Here is a 14,567-nt window from a genome sequence, read left to right as displayed (position 1 = left end):
GACGAGCGGCAGCCGGGAGAGCATGGTCATCATCGGCGGGGGGCTCGGCGGCCTGTCCACCGGCTGCTACGCGCAGATGAACGGTTACCGCACCCGGATCCTGGAGATGCACGAACTGCCCGGCGGCTGCTGCACGGCTTGGGAGCGGGGCGAGTTCACCTTCGACTGCTGCGTCAGCTGGCTGCTCGGCAGCGGGCCGGGCAACGAGATGCACCAGATCTGGCTGGAGCTCGGCGCCCTGCAGGGCAAGCGGATGCGCAACTTCGACGTCTTCAACGTGGTGCGCACCCGGGACGGCCAGGCGGTCTACTTCTACTCCGACCCGGACCGGCTGGAGGCCCACCTGCTGGACCTCTCGCCCCAGGACGCCCGGCAGATCCGGCAGTTCTGCGACGGTCTGCGCACGTTCCGCCTCGCACTGACCCGCTACCCCTTCCTCAAGCCGGTCGGACTGATGGGCCGGTGGGAGCGCTGGCGGATGCTGGCCTCCTTCCTGCCGTACTTCAACGTGATCCGGCGCTCCATCTCGGTGCTGATGAGCGACTACTCGGCGCGGTTCCGCAGCCCGCTGCTGCGCGAGGCGTTCAACTTCGTGCTCTACGAGAAGCACCCCAACTTCCCGGTGCTGCCGACCTACTTCCAGCTCGCCTCGCACGCGGGCCGGTCGGCGGGCGTGCCGGAGGGCGGCTCGCTCGGCCTGGCCCGCTCGATCGAGCAGCGCTACCGCCGCCTGGGCGGTGAGATCACCTACAACGCCAAGGTGACCGAGATCCTGGTCGAGCGGGACACCGCGGTCGGGGTGCGGCTGAGCGACGGCCGGGAGGTGCGGGCGGACATCGTGGTGGCGGCCTGCGACGGGCGCACCACGATGATGGACCTGCTCAAGGGCCGCTACCTGAACGACACCTACCGCCGGCTGTACACCGAGACCCTCACCCAACCGGGCATGGTGTTCCCCGGCTACCTGACCGTCTTCCTCGGCCTGCGCCGGCCCTTCCCGGCGGGCGACCCGTGCACCACGTACCTGCTCGACGAGGAGTTCGCGGCCCGGCTCACCGGCATCCGGCACCCGAGCATCAACATCCAGTTCCGCAGCCGCCACTACCCGGAGCTGTCGCCCGAGTCGACCACCGTCGTCTACGCCAGCTACTTCTGCGACATCGCCCCCTGGCGGCAGTTGAGCACCGGCCCCGAGCAGGCACCGCGGCTGCGGCGCGGCGAGGAACTGCACACCCTCCCGGTCGGCCGGGGCCGGGAGTACCAGCGGGAGAAGCGCCGGGTGCGGGACGCCGTCATCGAGTTCCTGGACGGGCACCACCCCGGGCTGCGGGAGGCGGTGTCCGTCAAGGACGTCTCGACCCCGCTCACCCAGGTCCGCTACACCGGCAACTACGACGGCACCGTGCTGGGTTGGCAGCCCTTCGTGGAGAGCGGGGAGACCCTGGAGGAGGAGATCAAGCGCAACGGGCCGGGGCTGCCGGGGCTGGCCAACTTCTACCTCTCCGGGGTCTGGGCGACGACCGGGGGGCTGATCCGCGCGGCCGCCGCCGGCCGGCACGTCGTCCAGTTCGTCTGCCGGGACGACCGCAAGCCGTTCACCGCGTCGGTCGACGACAGCGCGCCGCCGCCGATCCTGATCACCGAAGCCGTCGGGCCGGGCGCCCGGGAGTTTGGAGTCACCTCGTGAGGATCGAGAAATGGGTCGTCCAGGAGCACGTGGACGGCGTGCCGGAGGTCGACCGGGTGTACCGGAAGGTCGTGGAGGAGGTGGACGTCCGGCTCGCCGCGGACGAGATGCTGCTGCGCACCCGCTACGTGTCCGTGGACCCGTACCTGCACGGGATCGCCCTGGACACGCCGATCGGCGACCACATGGGCGCCGACGCGATCATGGAGGTGGTGGAGGCCGGACCGGCCGCGCGCTTCGCGGTGGGCGACCTGGTCCAGGGCTTCGGCGGCTGGTGCAGCCACGTGATCAGCGACGGCGAGCCCCGGCTCTGGCAGACCGGCACCTTCCCGATGGTCTTCCCGGCCTACCGGCGGCTCGACCCCGCGCACTACGACGAGCAGCTGCCGATCAGCACGGCGCTCGGTGTGCTGGGCGGCCCGGGGATGACGGCCTGGGGGACGGTGGAGAAGTTCCTCGACGTCCGGCCCGGCTCGACGGTGCTGGTCAGCGGGGCGAGCGGCGCCGTCGGCTCGGTGGTCGGACAGCTCGCCAAGCACCGCGGGGCGCGGGTGATCGGCACCACGGCGACGCCCGCGAAGGCGGACTGGCTGCGCGAGCTGGGCTTCGACGAGGTGCTGCACTACCGCGACGGCGACGATCCCGAGCAGGTGGCCAAGGAGCTGGCCGTGCTCGCCCCGGACGGCGTCGACCGCTACTTCGACAGCCTGGGCGGCACGCTCACCGACGTGGTGTTCGAGGTGCTCGCGGTGGACAGCCGGGTGGCGGTGTGCTGGCAGTGGGGGAGCCAGGTCGGCGGCGCGTGGACGGGGCCCCGGCTGCTACCGATGATCATGTTCCCGCGCACCCTGATCCGCGGGATCTTCTCGCTGGAGTGGTTCACCGAGGAGAACTGGGCCGCGCTGCGCCGGGACCTCGGCGCCCTGGTCCGCGGCGGGCGGCTGCACTACCGGCAGACCGTCCACCACGGGTTCGACAGCATCCCGGCGGCGTACCGCAGCCTCTACGTGGACCGCTCGGCGAGCCGGGGCAAGGTCCTGGTCGAGCTGTGAGCACCCGGGCGGCCTGACGGGGCCCGGCGCGGGCCGGGCGGGGAGCACCTGCGGCGCCCGTGGGGACGGGAGTGGGACAGGGCCCCTCGGCCTGGCGGAGTCGAGGGGCCCCGGTTCGGGTCAGCCCAGGGTGAACCAGGTGCTGCGGGACTTCTTCCACTCGGGGTGGGTGAGGTCCTTGGCGGCGGTGCCGTCGCCGTAGAGGTCGGCGGAGCCGTTGTCGGTGATCAGCTGGGCGCGGGCGCCCGGCGCGTCCAGGTCCGGCACGTCCGGAACGGCCTCCCAGGCGCCGGCGTCGCTGGTCGGCAGGTCGATCAGCTTGACCGGCGCGGAGCCCGGTCGGCCGTCCCAGCGGTACAGCGCGTACGGGGCGGAGTTGTCCTCGGCCGCCCAGGAGCCTGCCACGATGAGGTACTGGCCGAGGTCGTTGCGGCGCAGGTCGCGGATCGACAGGCCGCCGAGGTCCAGCTCGACCGGGTCGCCGAAGGTCGCGTGCGCGGCCGAACCGTCCAGCAGGGCCGGGAAGTCGGTGACGGGCACGAGCAGTGCCCGGCCGCCGGTCACCGCCGGGGTGAGCGGAGCGCGGAAGCCCACGTAGGCGGTGGTGGTGCTGCCGGGGGCGAACTCCAGGCCCTCGACGTTGAACCCGTCGATCTGCTTGGGCGCCTGTCCGTCGGCGGCGCCGGCCGCGAAGCCGTAGCGGTCGCCGTGGGCGCTGTCCCAGGCGATCAGGTCGTCGCGCAGGCCGTGGAACGAGCCCGCCAGGGACAGCTGGGTGTCGGCGCCGGAGCCGGTCACCTTGGTGGCGAACACGGTCTGCCGGTCCGGCTTGACCACGCCGTCCTTGTTGTTGCCCAGCGAGCCCGTCCAGTAGACCGTGTCGCCGACCCGGGTGGCGGCCTCGATGTCGATCTCCTTGGAGACGCCGAGCGCCGAGCTGAAGTCCCAGGTGCGGATCGGCGCCCCGGACCTGTCGCGGTCGTAGAGCCGCAGGGTGTTGGACTCGTCGTCACCGACCAGGATGTATCCGCCGCCGGCGTCCACGGCGGCGGAGGCGTCGCTGGAGCCGGTGAGGTAGCGGGCGGCGGCGGAGTTCCGGACGGCGGCCGAGGCCGCGTAGTGCAGGGTGCGGGTGGCCGTCTTGCCGCCGAGGCCGGTGACCTTGACGGTCAGGTCGGTGTAGCCGACGCCCTGGGCCGCGACCGCCAGGGTCCGGGTGCCGCCGGTGCCGGCCACCGTCACGTCGGAGGTCCGGGCGACCGAGCTGCGGGTGCTGGCCGAGGCGGCGACCGTCAGGGCGGAGGCGGCGGCGCCACTCTGCGCCACCGTCACGATGACCGTCGGGTCCCCGGTGGCCCCGACCGCGCCGGACAGGTAGCCGGCGGAGAGGGTGATCGTCGGGGTGCCGTACGAGGCCGCGGCCGCCGGGACGGCCGGCAGGGCGAGCACGGGCAGGGCGGCGACGGCGACGGCCAGCGGGAGCAGGCGGCGGGAACGTGGCACGGGGACAGCCTCTCGACGCGGGGGAGTCGGGCGGGACCCAAGCCTGCCGGCCGTCGGCCAACGCCGCCCTTACACCGGCGGACGAGCGGACGAACAGCAGGCTTCCGCGCCGGTGGTGGCGGCGGACCCCGGACGACCGGCAGGTTCCGCGGTCGCGGCGGACCCGTGCGGAAGGCGTGCCGGGCGGTCCGCGGTCAGCCGGTGAGGCCCGCGGCGCGCAGGCGGCGCTCGACCTGCGCCCACTCCGGGGCGACCGGGGCGGTCCGGTGGGTGCCCGTGCCCCTGTCCTTGAAGCCGCTGGAGGTGGACACGCAGACCACCGGGCCATCGTCCGGAGCCTGCGCGCCGAGGCTGCGCAGGCCGGCCAGGCCGGCGGCCGCGGAGAGTTCCGTCCACAGGCCGGCCCGGGCCAGTTCGGCCTGGGCGTCGGCGAGTTCCGCGTCGCTCACGGTCAGCGCCCGGCCGCCGCTCCCGCGCACCGCGACCACGCCCCGGTAGCCGCTGACCGGGGAGGCGATCGAGTACGCGTCGCTCGGTGCGACCGTCACCCGGGCGGCCGGGAGGCCCTGGGCGAGGGCCCGGTGCAGCGGGCCGGAGGCCGCCGACTCGCAGGAGAAGATCCGCGGCACACGTTGCGCCAGGCCGAGGCGGCGCAGCTCCGCGAAGCCCTTCCAGACGCCGAACAGAAGTTCGCCGTAGCCGGTCGGTACGAACACCGCGCTCGGCACGCCCACGTCCTGGAAGATCTCGTAGGCCACCGTCTTGTAGCCCTCGGGGCCGTACGGGTGGCCCGTGTGGGTGGTCGTCAGGTTGCTGACGGGGTGCAGGCCCAACCGCTCGACCACCTGCCGCAGCAGCGGCCAGCGGGCCTCCCACGGCACCGGCAGCACCACCGCGCCGTAGGCGTTGAGGAAGGCGTCCACGGCGGGCGGCGTGTCCGGGCCGGTGAGGACGACGCAGGGCAGCCCGGCGCGGGCGGCGTAGGCGGCGGCCGAGGCGCCGTGGTTGCCGGAGGACGCGACGGCGATGCCGGGCGCGCCGACGCCCACGGCGGCGCTGGTGGTGCAGCGGTTCAGGCGGTCCTTGTGGCTCCAGGTGGGGTTGCGGGACTCGTCCTTGACGTGGACGCCCGGTCGGATCTCCACCATCGGGGTGGCTCCCTCGCCCAGGCCCGGGGCGAGTAGCGGGGGCAGCAGCGGCGCCCAGCGCTCCAGGCCGCCGCGGGCTCCGGCGGGGGCTCCGGCGGGGGCTCCGTCGGTGGCTCCGGCGGGGGCGAACAGGCGGGCCGGGTCGGCCTGGTCGTAGGCGTAGTCGAGCTCGACGGGGTAGGAGACGTCCGCCGTGCTCGTCCGCGGGCAGCCTGCGGTGAGCGGGGGCCAGAGCGGGAAGTCGAGGTCCGGATCGCCGAGGGAGCGCTGGCCGGTGGCGAGGGAGGCGCCCGCTCCCGTGCCGGGGGTGGTTTCCCATGTCATGTAAGCACCATAGCCGCGTTGGAGGTGCTACAGGTGGGGGTTTGTGATTCTCCTGGGAACGGGCACACTCAGCGGGACGTCCGGTGGCCGGACAGGAACGGGGTCGCGATGGACAGCGGAATCCGGGAGATGGTCGACGCGCTGGAGGAGGCGCGGCGGCAGCTGCGGGAGAACGCCCTGCCGAAGGTGCGGGAGCTCAGGGAACCGGTCGCCGTGGGCGGTGAGCACCACCTGCTCGGTCCGGCGGCCGACCTGCTGGCCGCGCTGGCGGAGCTGCTGGGCGGCGTCGAGCCGCGGGTCACCTCGTCGCAGGCGCACCACGCGCATTTCGAGGCGGCGAAGCGGCTGCAGGAGCAGGCGGGCTACCTGCGCGGCAGGCAGCAGGAGATCAGGGGGCTGACCGGGTGAGAGCCGCCGACGCCCCGTCGTGGGGCGCCGGCGGCCGTCCCCGCCGCTCAGCGGTGGTTCGCGAACTGCACCACCTGCTGGTACGTCGGACGGTTCTGCCAGGTGGTCTTGTCGTCCGTCACCCCGCCCAGCGGCCGCTGGATGATGGTGTCGGCGCACCACTGGTCACCGGCCGAGCAGTCGCCGTCGCCCGGGTAGACCTGGGAGGCCGGCTGTGCGGCGGCCTGCTTGAGGGTGTTCAGCAGCACGTTCCGGCAGGCCGTCAGGTCGCCTCCGCCGCAGTACGGGCGGGCCAGCGGGCCGGCGACCTGGTCGCCCAGGACGGACCGCAGGTCCTTGTCCAGGTAGCTCCACCAGCCGTATTGGAAGGCCGAGCCCTTGTGGGGGATGGACTCGTTGGCGCTCACCGGGCCGCCGGCGGCGGCGCCGGTCTGGCCGCCGGAGGGCGACTCGTTGATCTGGAGGGCGCCGGTCAGGGCGGTGAAGAGCTGGTCGCCGAGTCCGGGGCGCATGACGCCGTCGGCGACCAGCGGCCACCAGGCGTCCATCACCCGGATCGCGGCGGCGTCCGCGTAGCCGTGACTGCCCGGTGAGGTCTCCTTGCGCTGACCTCCGTCGGCGAGCCAGGCCTCCAGCTGCTGCAGCGCCGTCAGGGTGGCGGGGTCGGTGACCGGGCCGCTGCGCAGGACCCGGATGAGGTCCGGCAGGACGTCCTCGGCCCGCAGGTCGGCGAGGGCGGCGCCCTCCATCGCCTGGGTGAGCGAGACCCGGCTGACCTTGCCGCCGTGGTCGAGCAGCGCCTTGACCCGGTCGTCGAGCAGGTTGGCCCGGTGCACCGAGCCGTTGCCGAAGCCGGCCGCGGTGTAGCCGGCGGCCTGCTTGTTGTTCCAGGAGACGTAGTAGTCCTGGTTCACGGACTGCGGGTGCTCGGCCGCCGGGGTGTACCGGGCCGTGTTGGTGGCCGGGTCGAAGTCCGCCCACTCGTAGGAGGGCTGGGCGAGGACGGGCAGGCCGGCGTCGACCCCGGCGGCGCGCACCGGGTTGCTGCCGGAGTTGTAGTACGCGATGTCGCGGGAGTCCGCGTAGAACCAGTTGAAGGTGTAGTTGATGTCCTGGGTGGCGCGCTGGAAGCTCGGGGCGTCGTGCACGGCGCCGGGGTCGTTCAGCTCCTGGAAGCCGATGATGGAGTCGGCCTCGTGCCGGTAGGTGGAGCGCAGCGAGGTGAACGCGACGGGCTTGCCGCCGACGGTGCCCCGGGCGCTCACCAGGCCGTAGTTCGAGCGGCGCATCACCAGGGTGTACGAGCCGGCGGCGGTGGAGTCGGCGGTGGTCGGGCTCCACGCGTTCCTGCGTTCCAGCCGGTCGAAGGGCAGGCACTGGCCGTGCCAGAGGTAGGAGTCGGCGGCGGTGGTGACCGGTGAGCCGTCGGTGGTGCAGAGCGGGACGGCGTAGGTGTCGGTGATGTCCTGCCCGGCCGAGGTCGCGCTCCAGGCGTAGTCCTGGCCGCGGCCGAGCTGGACGTAGAAGCTCAGCCCGGCGAACGCCGCGCCGCGGGCGCTCATCCCGGGGCCCTGGAGCTCCTCGAGCATCAGCAGCTGCGGGGCGAAGTAGCCGGTCTGCGGGCCGAACACGGCCACCGGGTGGCCGTCGTCGGTGTGCGCGCCGGAGACCAGCAGGGCGTTGGACATGCCGTGCTTGGCGGTGAGCAGGTTGCCCGGCAGCACGCCGCCGGCCTTGGTCGTCGCGGTGTTCGCGGAGCCGGTGGCGTCGTAGATCATCCGCTCGGGCACCACGGAGCCGGGGTCGGGCACGGCCTCGCCCTGCGGATGGTCGGGCACGGTGGCGTACGGGAAGCTCTGGCCGTCGTGCAGGGTCCGCACCGCCTCGGGGTCGTCGGCCTCGCGCAGCGACTTCCAGACCGCGTCCCCGGCGTCCTTGCCGTAGCGGGCCTCGGCCGCCGACTTGACCTGGGCCGAGGCGAGTTCGTTGCCGCCGCCGGCGCCGAACAGCGCACCGACCACCGAGGCCAGGGCGACCAGGTCGGTCAGTTTGAACGGCTCGATCGAACCCGCGTTGGTGATCGGGTCGATGTGACCGGTGAGGTCGTACTCGCCGGGGAAGGTGCGGCCGTTGTACGCCTCCCTGGCGTACTGGTTGATGCCGTCGAGGTAGGCGTTCGCGTCGGCGAGGGCCTGGGTCGCCCGGCCGCCGCGGGCGGCGAGCCCGTCGATCTGCTGCTGCAACTCGGCCTCGGTGTACGGCGCGGCCTGCCAGAAGCTCTGCTCCAGCTGGCGGTTGGCGGCGGCGCCGCCCGCGAAGCCGGACAGCTGGCCGCGGCCGACGTGCCGGAACAGGTCCATCACCCAGAGCCGGTCCTGCGCGGCGGCGTAGCCGGCGCCGAACTCGGTGCCGTAGCGGGTGGTGCCGGTGATGTGCGGGATGCCGGCGGCCTTGTCGCGGACGATGGTGACGTCCGGGCGGGGGCTGGTGGTACTGGCGACCTGGTCGGCGGGGACGCCGAAGGAGGCGTCGTTGAAGAAGCCGCGCAGCCCGGCCTCGGTGAGCCCGGGGTAGCCGGAGGCGAGGGCCGCGTACGGGCCGAGTTGGTCGTCGGTGTGCGCGGGGCGGCTGCCGAACATCCGGTTGAGCAGGATCTCGGCGAGCGTCGCGTTGCCGTTCTCGCCGGGCGGCAGGATGTCGGCGCAGCGCCCGCCGCAGTAGTCGGCGGCGGCCGCGGTCCCGGCCGCGGTGGTCGGGACGGCGGTGGCGCCGGTGGGGGTGGTGAGGGTCGCGGTGACCACCAGGGCGGACGCGAGGGCGGCGGCCGCCGCGAAGCGGAGGGGGTGTCGGAGAGGGTGTCGGAGGGTGTGGGGGCGTGGGCGCAAGGCGAGCTCCTCCGTCGAAGCCACGGGGAGTCGACGGTAGGGGTGCTACTGGCCGGTTGGCTAGTGGCGTGCATGCCATTTCCTGTACGGGACACCGGAGTTGTCGGCCGCGTCGGCGGCCCGGTCCCGCGCGCGGTCGGCCCGGGCGGGGTACCGCGCCGGCGGGGCCGGCGGCGTCCGACAGGTCGGCCGCCGGCGCGCTCCGCATGCGCCCAGGGGCATCACGCCGTGCCATGAGGCCTGTTGGACGGATCGGTGCAGGCCCCCTAGCGTTCGGCGCATGACAGAGCGACGCGCGATCCTCAGCGGTTCGACCTTCGAGGAGCAGATCGGTTACGCCCGGGCCGTGGTGGACGGCGAGTGGGTGCACGTGTCCGGGACGACCGGGTTCGACTACGCCCGGATGACGATCTCCGAGGACGTGGTGGAGCAGGCCGAGCAGTGCCTGCGCAACATCGGGGCCGCGCTGGCCGAGGCGGGGTGCGGCTTCGCCGACGTGGTGCGGGTGCGCTACCTGCTGCCCGAGCGTGCGGACTTCGAACCCTGCTGGCCGGTGCTGCGGCGCTGCTTCGGTGACGTCCGGCCGGCCGCCACCATGATGGTCTGCGGACTGGCCGACCCCCGGATGAGGATCGAGATCGAGGTGGACGCGCGGCGGCCCTCCTGACGGAGCCCCGGGCCCGCCGGGTCCGGGCGCGCGATCGGCCCGGACCCGGGTGCGCTCAGCGGCGGGACGCCAGCCGGGCGCCGAGGGCCTCCGGGTCGGGCAGGAACCAGATGTGGCCGCCCGCGTTGGACTCGTGGACCAGTGAGCGCAGGGCCGAACTGGCCTCCAGGTGGCGGGAGATGTCACCGAGGACGGCCAGCGGCACCTGGTAGTTGACGAACTTCTGCATGACCTCCCCGGCGAACCCGGTGCTCAGGACGAAGAACTCGTCGCTCAGCCGGTCGGCCGGGACGGCGACGACCTCGGCGCCCTGGTACGTCGCGCCGATGAGGTCCAGTGCGTCCTGCACGGTGCTGATCACGGGCCCGGCCGGGTCGCACACCAGCACCTTCACGCCGCTCAGTTCCTGCACCGTGTCAGCCATGGCGTTCTCCTGCCGGTCGGTCGGGATGACCCGGGCGGAGCACCCGCCCCGGGCGTGATCATCGGTGATCCGGCCTCAATCTAGGCCAGGCGGAGCGGCGCCCGGAACCGATTTTGGGGCCACCGACCGGGCCGTCCGGGCGCGGAACCCGACGCGTGGCGGAGAGTGCCGGGCCCGGCGCCCGGAGAGCGGCGGCGGTGTCAGAGCCGCTCGGGGACGGGGTTGCCGACCGCCTCGATGGCCCGGCGCAGCGGCACCTTCAGCAGGACGGCGAAGCCGATCACGAAGAACACCAGCAGCGAGATGATCGCCGAGCGGTAGCTGCCGGTGACCTGGTAGGCGACGCCGAAGACCAGCGGGCCCATCCAACTGGTGCCGCGGTCGCTGACCTTGTACAGGCTGAAGTACTCCGCCTCCCGGCCGGCCGGGATCAGGTGGGAGAACAGCGAGCGGGAGAGCGCCTGGCTGCCGCCGAGCACCAGGCCGATCATGCACGCCAGGACATAGAACCAGATGGGCTGGTGGGCGGGCATGACGTACCCGAGGGCGAGGGTGACCACCCAGCCGACCAGGGAGCCGAGGATGGTCCGCTTGGCGCCGTACCGCTGGGCGATCCGGCCGAGCAGCAGCGCCCCGCCGATCGCCACCACCTGGACCATCAGCACGGCGGTGACCAGCGAGGTCTGGTCCATGCCCAGCTCCTCGCTGCCGTACAGCGAGGCCTGCGAGACGACGGTCTGGATGCCGTCGTTGTAGCAGAGGAAGGCGGCGAGGTAGAGCAGCGTCAGCGGGTGCCGGCGCATGTTCTTCAGGGTCCGGCCGAGTTCCCGCAGGCTGCCGGCGGTGGGCCGGTCGGCGGCGGCCGCCGGGCGGTCGGGCGCGACGCCCGCCCGGGAGGGCAGCCGCAGCAGCGGGACGAGGGTGAACAGCGCCCACCAGAGTCCGGCCGAGGCCAGGCAGATCCGCACCGCGGTGCCGGAGGCGAGGCCGAGCGCGTCATGGCCCTGGAACAGCGCCAGGTTGGCGATCAGCAGCAGGCCGCCGCCCGCGTAGCCGTAGGCCCAGCCCTTGGAGGAGACCTTGTCGCGCTCGTCGGGGGAGGCCAGGCCCGGCAGGTAGGCGTACGACAGCGCGACCGACACGGCGTACGAGATGTTGGCGACCACCAGCAGGGCGCCGCCCAGCAGGTAGCGGTCGCCCTGGAGGAAGAACATCCCCGTCGTGGCGATCGCACCGACGTACGCGAAGCCGCACATCAGCTCCTTGTGCCGCCCGGTGCGGTCGGCGACGGTGCCGGTCAGCAGCATCACCGCGACCGAGATCAGCACCGAGAAGGAGACGGTGTACGGGAAGAACGACCCCGCGCGGATCGACAGGCCCAGCGGGTGCACGTCGCCGGACGCGTCGGCGGCGTTCCTGGCCACCTCGGTCAGGTAGGGGCCGAGGAACACCGTCAGGACGGTGGCCGAGAAGGCGGCGTTGGCCCAGTCGTTGACGTACCAGCCGAACTGCATCCGGCGCAGCGCGCGGCCGTCGCCGGTGGTCGGCGGCGGCTCGTCCGCCACGTGGTCCCGCAAGTGGTCCGTGGTGCTCATACGGCTCCCTGTTCCGTGCTGGAGCCGGTGCTGCCGTGCGTCCAGCAGCCGCGCTCGCTGAGGACGTCCCGGAGGACGTCGATGCGATCGGCCATGATGCCATCCACACCCAGGTCGAGGAGAGCCCTGATCCGTGTGGGATCGTCCACAGTCCAGACGTGGACCTGCAGGCCCAGCCGGTGCGCGGCGCGTACGAAGGCCCGGTCGACCACCCGGACGCCCAGGTGCCGCTCCGGCACCTGCGCACACAGCCCGGCGTACGGCGCCCGGCGCCCCGGCCGGGGCGGCAGCGGGCCGCCCAGCGAGCGCAGCCGCAGCCGGGCGACCTCGCGGGGGCCGAGCGAGGTGGCCAGCCGGGGCCCGGCGGCGGCCCGGACGGCGGCCAGGCGGCTGTCGGAGAAGCCGCCGACGCAGACCCGGTCCCAGGCGTCGGTCCGGCGGATCGCCTCGACCAGCGGGGCGACGGCCGGTGCCGCCTTGACGTCGATGTTGAACCGGGCCTCGGGGAACGCCCCGAGCAGGTCCTCCAGCAGCGGGACCGGCTCCCGGCCGCCGATCCGGGCCCGCCGGACGGTCTCCCAGGGCAGTTCGGCGACGGCTCCGCTCCGGTCGGTGACCCGGTCGAGCCGGGAGTCGTGGAAGGCCACCAGTACGCCGTCGGCGGTGGCGTGCGCGTCCGTTTCGAGGTAGCGGTAGCCGAGCGCCACGGCGGCGTCGAACGCGGCGAGCGAGTTCTCGGGGTGCCCGAGCTCACCGCCCCGGTGCGCGAAGGCGAGCGGCCCCGGGTGGTCGAGGAAGGGGTGCATGTGGTGCTCCGAGCTGCGGGGACAGGGGGCGGTGCTGCCGGTTCGCGGCCGTCCCGGATCGCTCCGCGTTACAGTATTACGCACTCTGTCAAGCAGTAATGATCATCGTCCCGCCTCCCCCGGAAGGAGAACGGGGCGCCGATCGCCGGACCCCCGGCGGTGGGGCCGGTGCGGGCCTTCCCCGGTCAAGGATGCTGCCTGGAAGAGCTCTTGACGCCGGATCGGCTCGTGTCGGCCTTCGGAGGCGGGCGGTGGCGCTGTCCCGTCGGACGGTCGGTCCGGAAACCCGATTTCGTGTTCGCCCGGTTGTCGCCTATGGTTGGTCTCACCGACGCGGGGTGGAGCAGCTCGGTAGCTCGCTGGGCTCATAACCCAGAGGTCGCAGGTTCAAATCCTGTCCCCGCTACCAATCCGAAGCCGGGGCCGACGCGAGATCGCGTCGGCCCCGGCTTCGTCGTCGCTCGGCCGCCGCTCCGAGGTCGACGTCCCCGGCCGCGACACACCGATCGCCGTCCTCCCCGGCGCCGCCGTCCGATCGGCCTAGGCTCGTCGGATGAAACGATTGGGGACCTCACGACTCGACGCCATCGACCGGGCCCTGTTCGACCGCATCGCCGCCGCCCCGCTGCACGGCACCCGCCCCTGGTTGCGGGCCCTGAGCCGGGCCGCCGACCACGGACTGCTGTGGACGGGCACCGCCGCCGTCCTCGGCGCGTTCGGCGGGCGCACCGGGCGGCGGGCGGCCCTTCGCGGACTCGGCTCGCTCGCCATCGCCTCGGCCACCGCCAACACCGTCGCCAAACACGCCACCCGCCGGCCCCGCCCCGCGCTGGACGGCGTACCGTCCCTGCGCCGGCTGCTGCGCCAGCCCGTCACCACGTCGTTCCCCTCCGGCCACTCCGCCTCCGCGGCCGCCTTCGCCACCGGCGTGGCCATCGAGTCCCCGCTGCTGGGGGCGGCCGTCGCGCCGATCGCCGCAGCGGTGGCGTTCTCGCGGGTCTACACCGGGGTGCACTACCCGGGCGACGTCCTCGCCGGTGCGGCGCTGGGTGCGGCCGCGGCCGGCACCACCCTGCGGTGGTGGCCGCGCGCGTCCGACGCCCCGCCGTCGGCCGCCCCCGCCGCTCGCCCGGCGCCCGCGCTGAAGCGGGGGAGGGGCCTGTCGGTGGTGGTCAACTCGGGCTCCGGCAACGGCTCCCCGATAGCCGCCGGCCCCGAGGACACGGCGGAGGAGCTGCGCGCCCTGCTGCCCGAGGCGGACGTCCGGGTGTGCGGACCGCAGGGCGACCTGGCCAAGATGCTGGGCGAGGCCGCCGACCGGGCCGCCGCCGTCGACGGCGCGCTCGGCGTGTGCGGGGGCGACGGCAGCGTCAACCTGGCCGCCGCCCTGGCCGTCGAGCGCGCACTGCCGCTGGCCGTCTTCCCCGGCGGCACCCTCAACCACTTCGCCCTGGACCTCGGCGCCACCACCCACGGGGCCACCGCCGAGGCCGTGGAGGCCGGCAGCGCGGTCGGCGTGGACCTGGGACTGGCCGCCGACGCCGACGGCACCCGGACCTTCGTCAACACCTTCAGCCTCGGTATCTACCCCGAACTCGTACACCAACGCGAGAAGTTGGAGGGACGCATCGGCAAGTGGCCGGCCCTCGCGGTAGCCGTGGCCAAGCTGTTGCCGAGCGCCGAACCGGTCACCGTCCACGCCGCCGGCCGCCCGCGCCGACTGTGGCTGCTGTTCGCCGGCAACGGGGCGTACGAACCGGCGGGCCTCGCCCCCACCCGGCGCGCCGCGCTGGCCGACGGACTCCTCGACGTCCGGGTCGTCGACGGCGGCAGGCCCTTCGCCCGCACCCGGCTGGCCGCCGCCTTCCTGTCCGGGACCCTGGACCGCTCCCGGGTCTACCGGACGGTTCGCCTGCGCGCCCTGGACGTGGACTCCCTCGGCGACGCCGACCGCATCGCGGTCGACGGCGAGAGCGTCCCGGCGCACGGTGCGCTCCGGCTGTCCAAGTCGCCCGCCGCGCTCACCGTCTACCGCCCGGCGGTCGCCGACTGAGCCTCCGGGCCGGGC

At 73.7% G+C, this 14,567-nt stretch carries 11 protein-coding genes and 1 tRNA gene; 6 read left to right on the top strand and 6 right to left on the bottom strand.

Annotated elements, in window-relative coordinates; translation table 11 throughout:
• Positions 1–22 precede the first annotated feature (22 nt).
• Together ACGF07_RS14905 and ACGF07_RS14900 are read left to right on the top strand one after the other, a co-directional pair.
• Positions 23–1,687 (top strand): phytoene desaturase family protein, encoded by a 1,665-nt coding sequence (locus tag ACGF07_RS14905; RefSeq protein WP_392898970.1) that lies wholly within the window; start codon positions 23–25, stop codon positions 1,685–1,687.
• A complete protein-coding gene (locus ACGF07_RS14900) occupies positions 1,684–2,739 on the top strand; it encodes a zinc-binding dehydrogenase (protein ID WP_392898699.1) in 1,056 nt (351 codons plus the stop codon). Before ACGF07_RS14905 ends, ACGF07_RS14900 begins: the two co-directional genes overlap by 4 nt.
• 120 nt (positions 2,740–2,859) lie before the next feature.
• Here the strand turns inward: ACGF07_RS14900 and ACGF07_RS14895 are convergent, their stop codons facing one another.
• The gene (locus ACGF07_RS14895; protein ID WP_392898696.1) at positions 2,860–4,242 is read right to left on the bottom strand and encodes a hypothetical protein; all 1,383 of its coding nucleotides are present in this window, start codon (positions 4,240–4,242) and stop codon (positions 2,860–2,862) included.
• A gap of 194 nt (positions 4,243–4,436) precedes the next feature.
• Positions 4,437–5,714 carry a pyridoxal-phosphate dependent enzyme gene (locus ACGF07_RS14890; RefSeq protein WP_392898694.1) on the bottom strand — a complete coding sequence of 426 codons (1,278 nt, stop codon included), beginning with the start codon at positions 5,712–5,714 and terminating at the stop codon, positions 4,437–4,439.
• A 108-nt stretch (positions 5,715–5,822) separates the two neighbouring features.
• Here ACGF07_RS14890 and ACGF07_RS14885 point away from each other — a divergent pair, with 108 nt between their 5' ends.
• Positions 5,823–6,122 (top strand): hypothetical protein, encoded by a 300-nt coding sequence (locus tag ACGF07_RS14885; protein ID WP_392898691.1) that lies wholly within the window; start codon positions 5,823–5,825, stop codon positions 6,120–6,122.
• A 47-nt stretch (positions 6,123–6,169) separates the two neighbouring features.
• Here ACGF07_RS14885 and ACGF07_RS14880 read toward each other — a convergent pair whose 3' ends face one another.
• Positions 6,170–9,007, bottom strand: a complete 2,838-nt coding sequence (locus tag ACGF07_RS14880) for a penicillin acylase family protein (RefSeq protein ID WP_392898688.1) — start codon at positions 9,005–9,007, stop codon at positions 6,170–6,172.
• A gap of 280 nt (positions 9,008–9,287) precedes the next feature.
• Between ACGF07_RS14880 and ACGF07_RS14875 the strand changes: the two genes are divergently transcribed.
• Entirely contained in the window at positions 9,288–9,674 is a 387-nt protein-coding gene (locus ACGF07_RS14875; RefSeq protein ID WP_350744060.1) for a RidA family protein, read from the top strand.
• A gap of 55 nt (positions 9,675–9,729) precedes the next feature.
• Here ACGF07_RS14875 and ACGF07_RS14870 read toward each other — a convergent pair whose 3' ends face one another.
• The 3 genes from ACGF07_RS14870 to ACGF07_RS14860 form a co-directional block, all read right to left on the bottom strand.
• Positions 9,730–10,098, bottom strand: a complete 369-nt coding sequence (locus ACGF07_RS14870) for a DUF4180 domain-containing protein (protein ID WP_350744061.1) — start codon at positions 10,096–10,098, stop codon at positions 9,730–9,732.
• Positions 10,099–10,298: 200 nt separating this feature from the next.
• The gene (locus ACGF07_RS14865; RefSeq protein ID WP_392898684.1) at positions 10,299–11,693 is read right to left on the bottom strand and encodes an MFS transporter; all 1,395 of its coding nucleotides are present in this window, start codon (positions 11,691–11,693) and stop codon (positions 10,299–10,301) included.
• Positions 11,690–12,499, bottom strand: coding sequence for a glycerophosphodiester phosphodiesterase (locus ACGF07_RS14860; protein WP_392898681.1), 810 nt, complete (start codon positions 12,497–12,499; stop codon positions 11,690–11,692). Before ACGF07_RS14860 ends, ACGF07_RS14865 begins: the two co-directional genes overlap by 4 nt.
• Before the next feature lie 332 nt (positions 12,500–12,831).
• On the opposite strand from ACGF07_RS14860, the gene ACGF07_RS14855 reads away from it, so the two are divergent.
• Together ACGF07_RS14855 and ACGF07_RS14850 are read left to right on the top strand one after the other, a co-directional pair.
• Positions 12,832–12,908 (top strand) — tRNA-Met (locus ACGF07_RS14855).
• A gap of 144 nt (positions 12,909–13,052) precedes the next feature.
• A complete protein-coding gene (locus ACGF07_RS14850) occupies positions 13,053–14,552 on the top strand; it encodes a bifunctional phosphatase PAP2/diacylglycerol kinase family protein (RefSeq protein WP_392898678.1) in 1,500 nt (499 codons plus the stop codon).
• Positions 14,553–14,567 lie beyond the last annotated feature (15 nt).

The sequence above is a fragment of the Kitasatospora sp. NPDC048194 genome (assembly GCF_043202455.1).
Lineage (GTDB): Bacteria > Actinomycetota > Actinomycetes > Streptomycetales > Streptomycetaceae > Kitasatospora.
The sequence above is the reverse complement of the archived record's forward strand: the minus strand, read 5'-3'. Positions and strand labels throughout refer to the sequence as shown.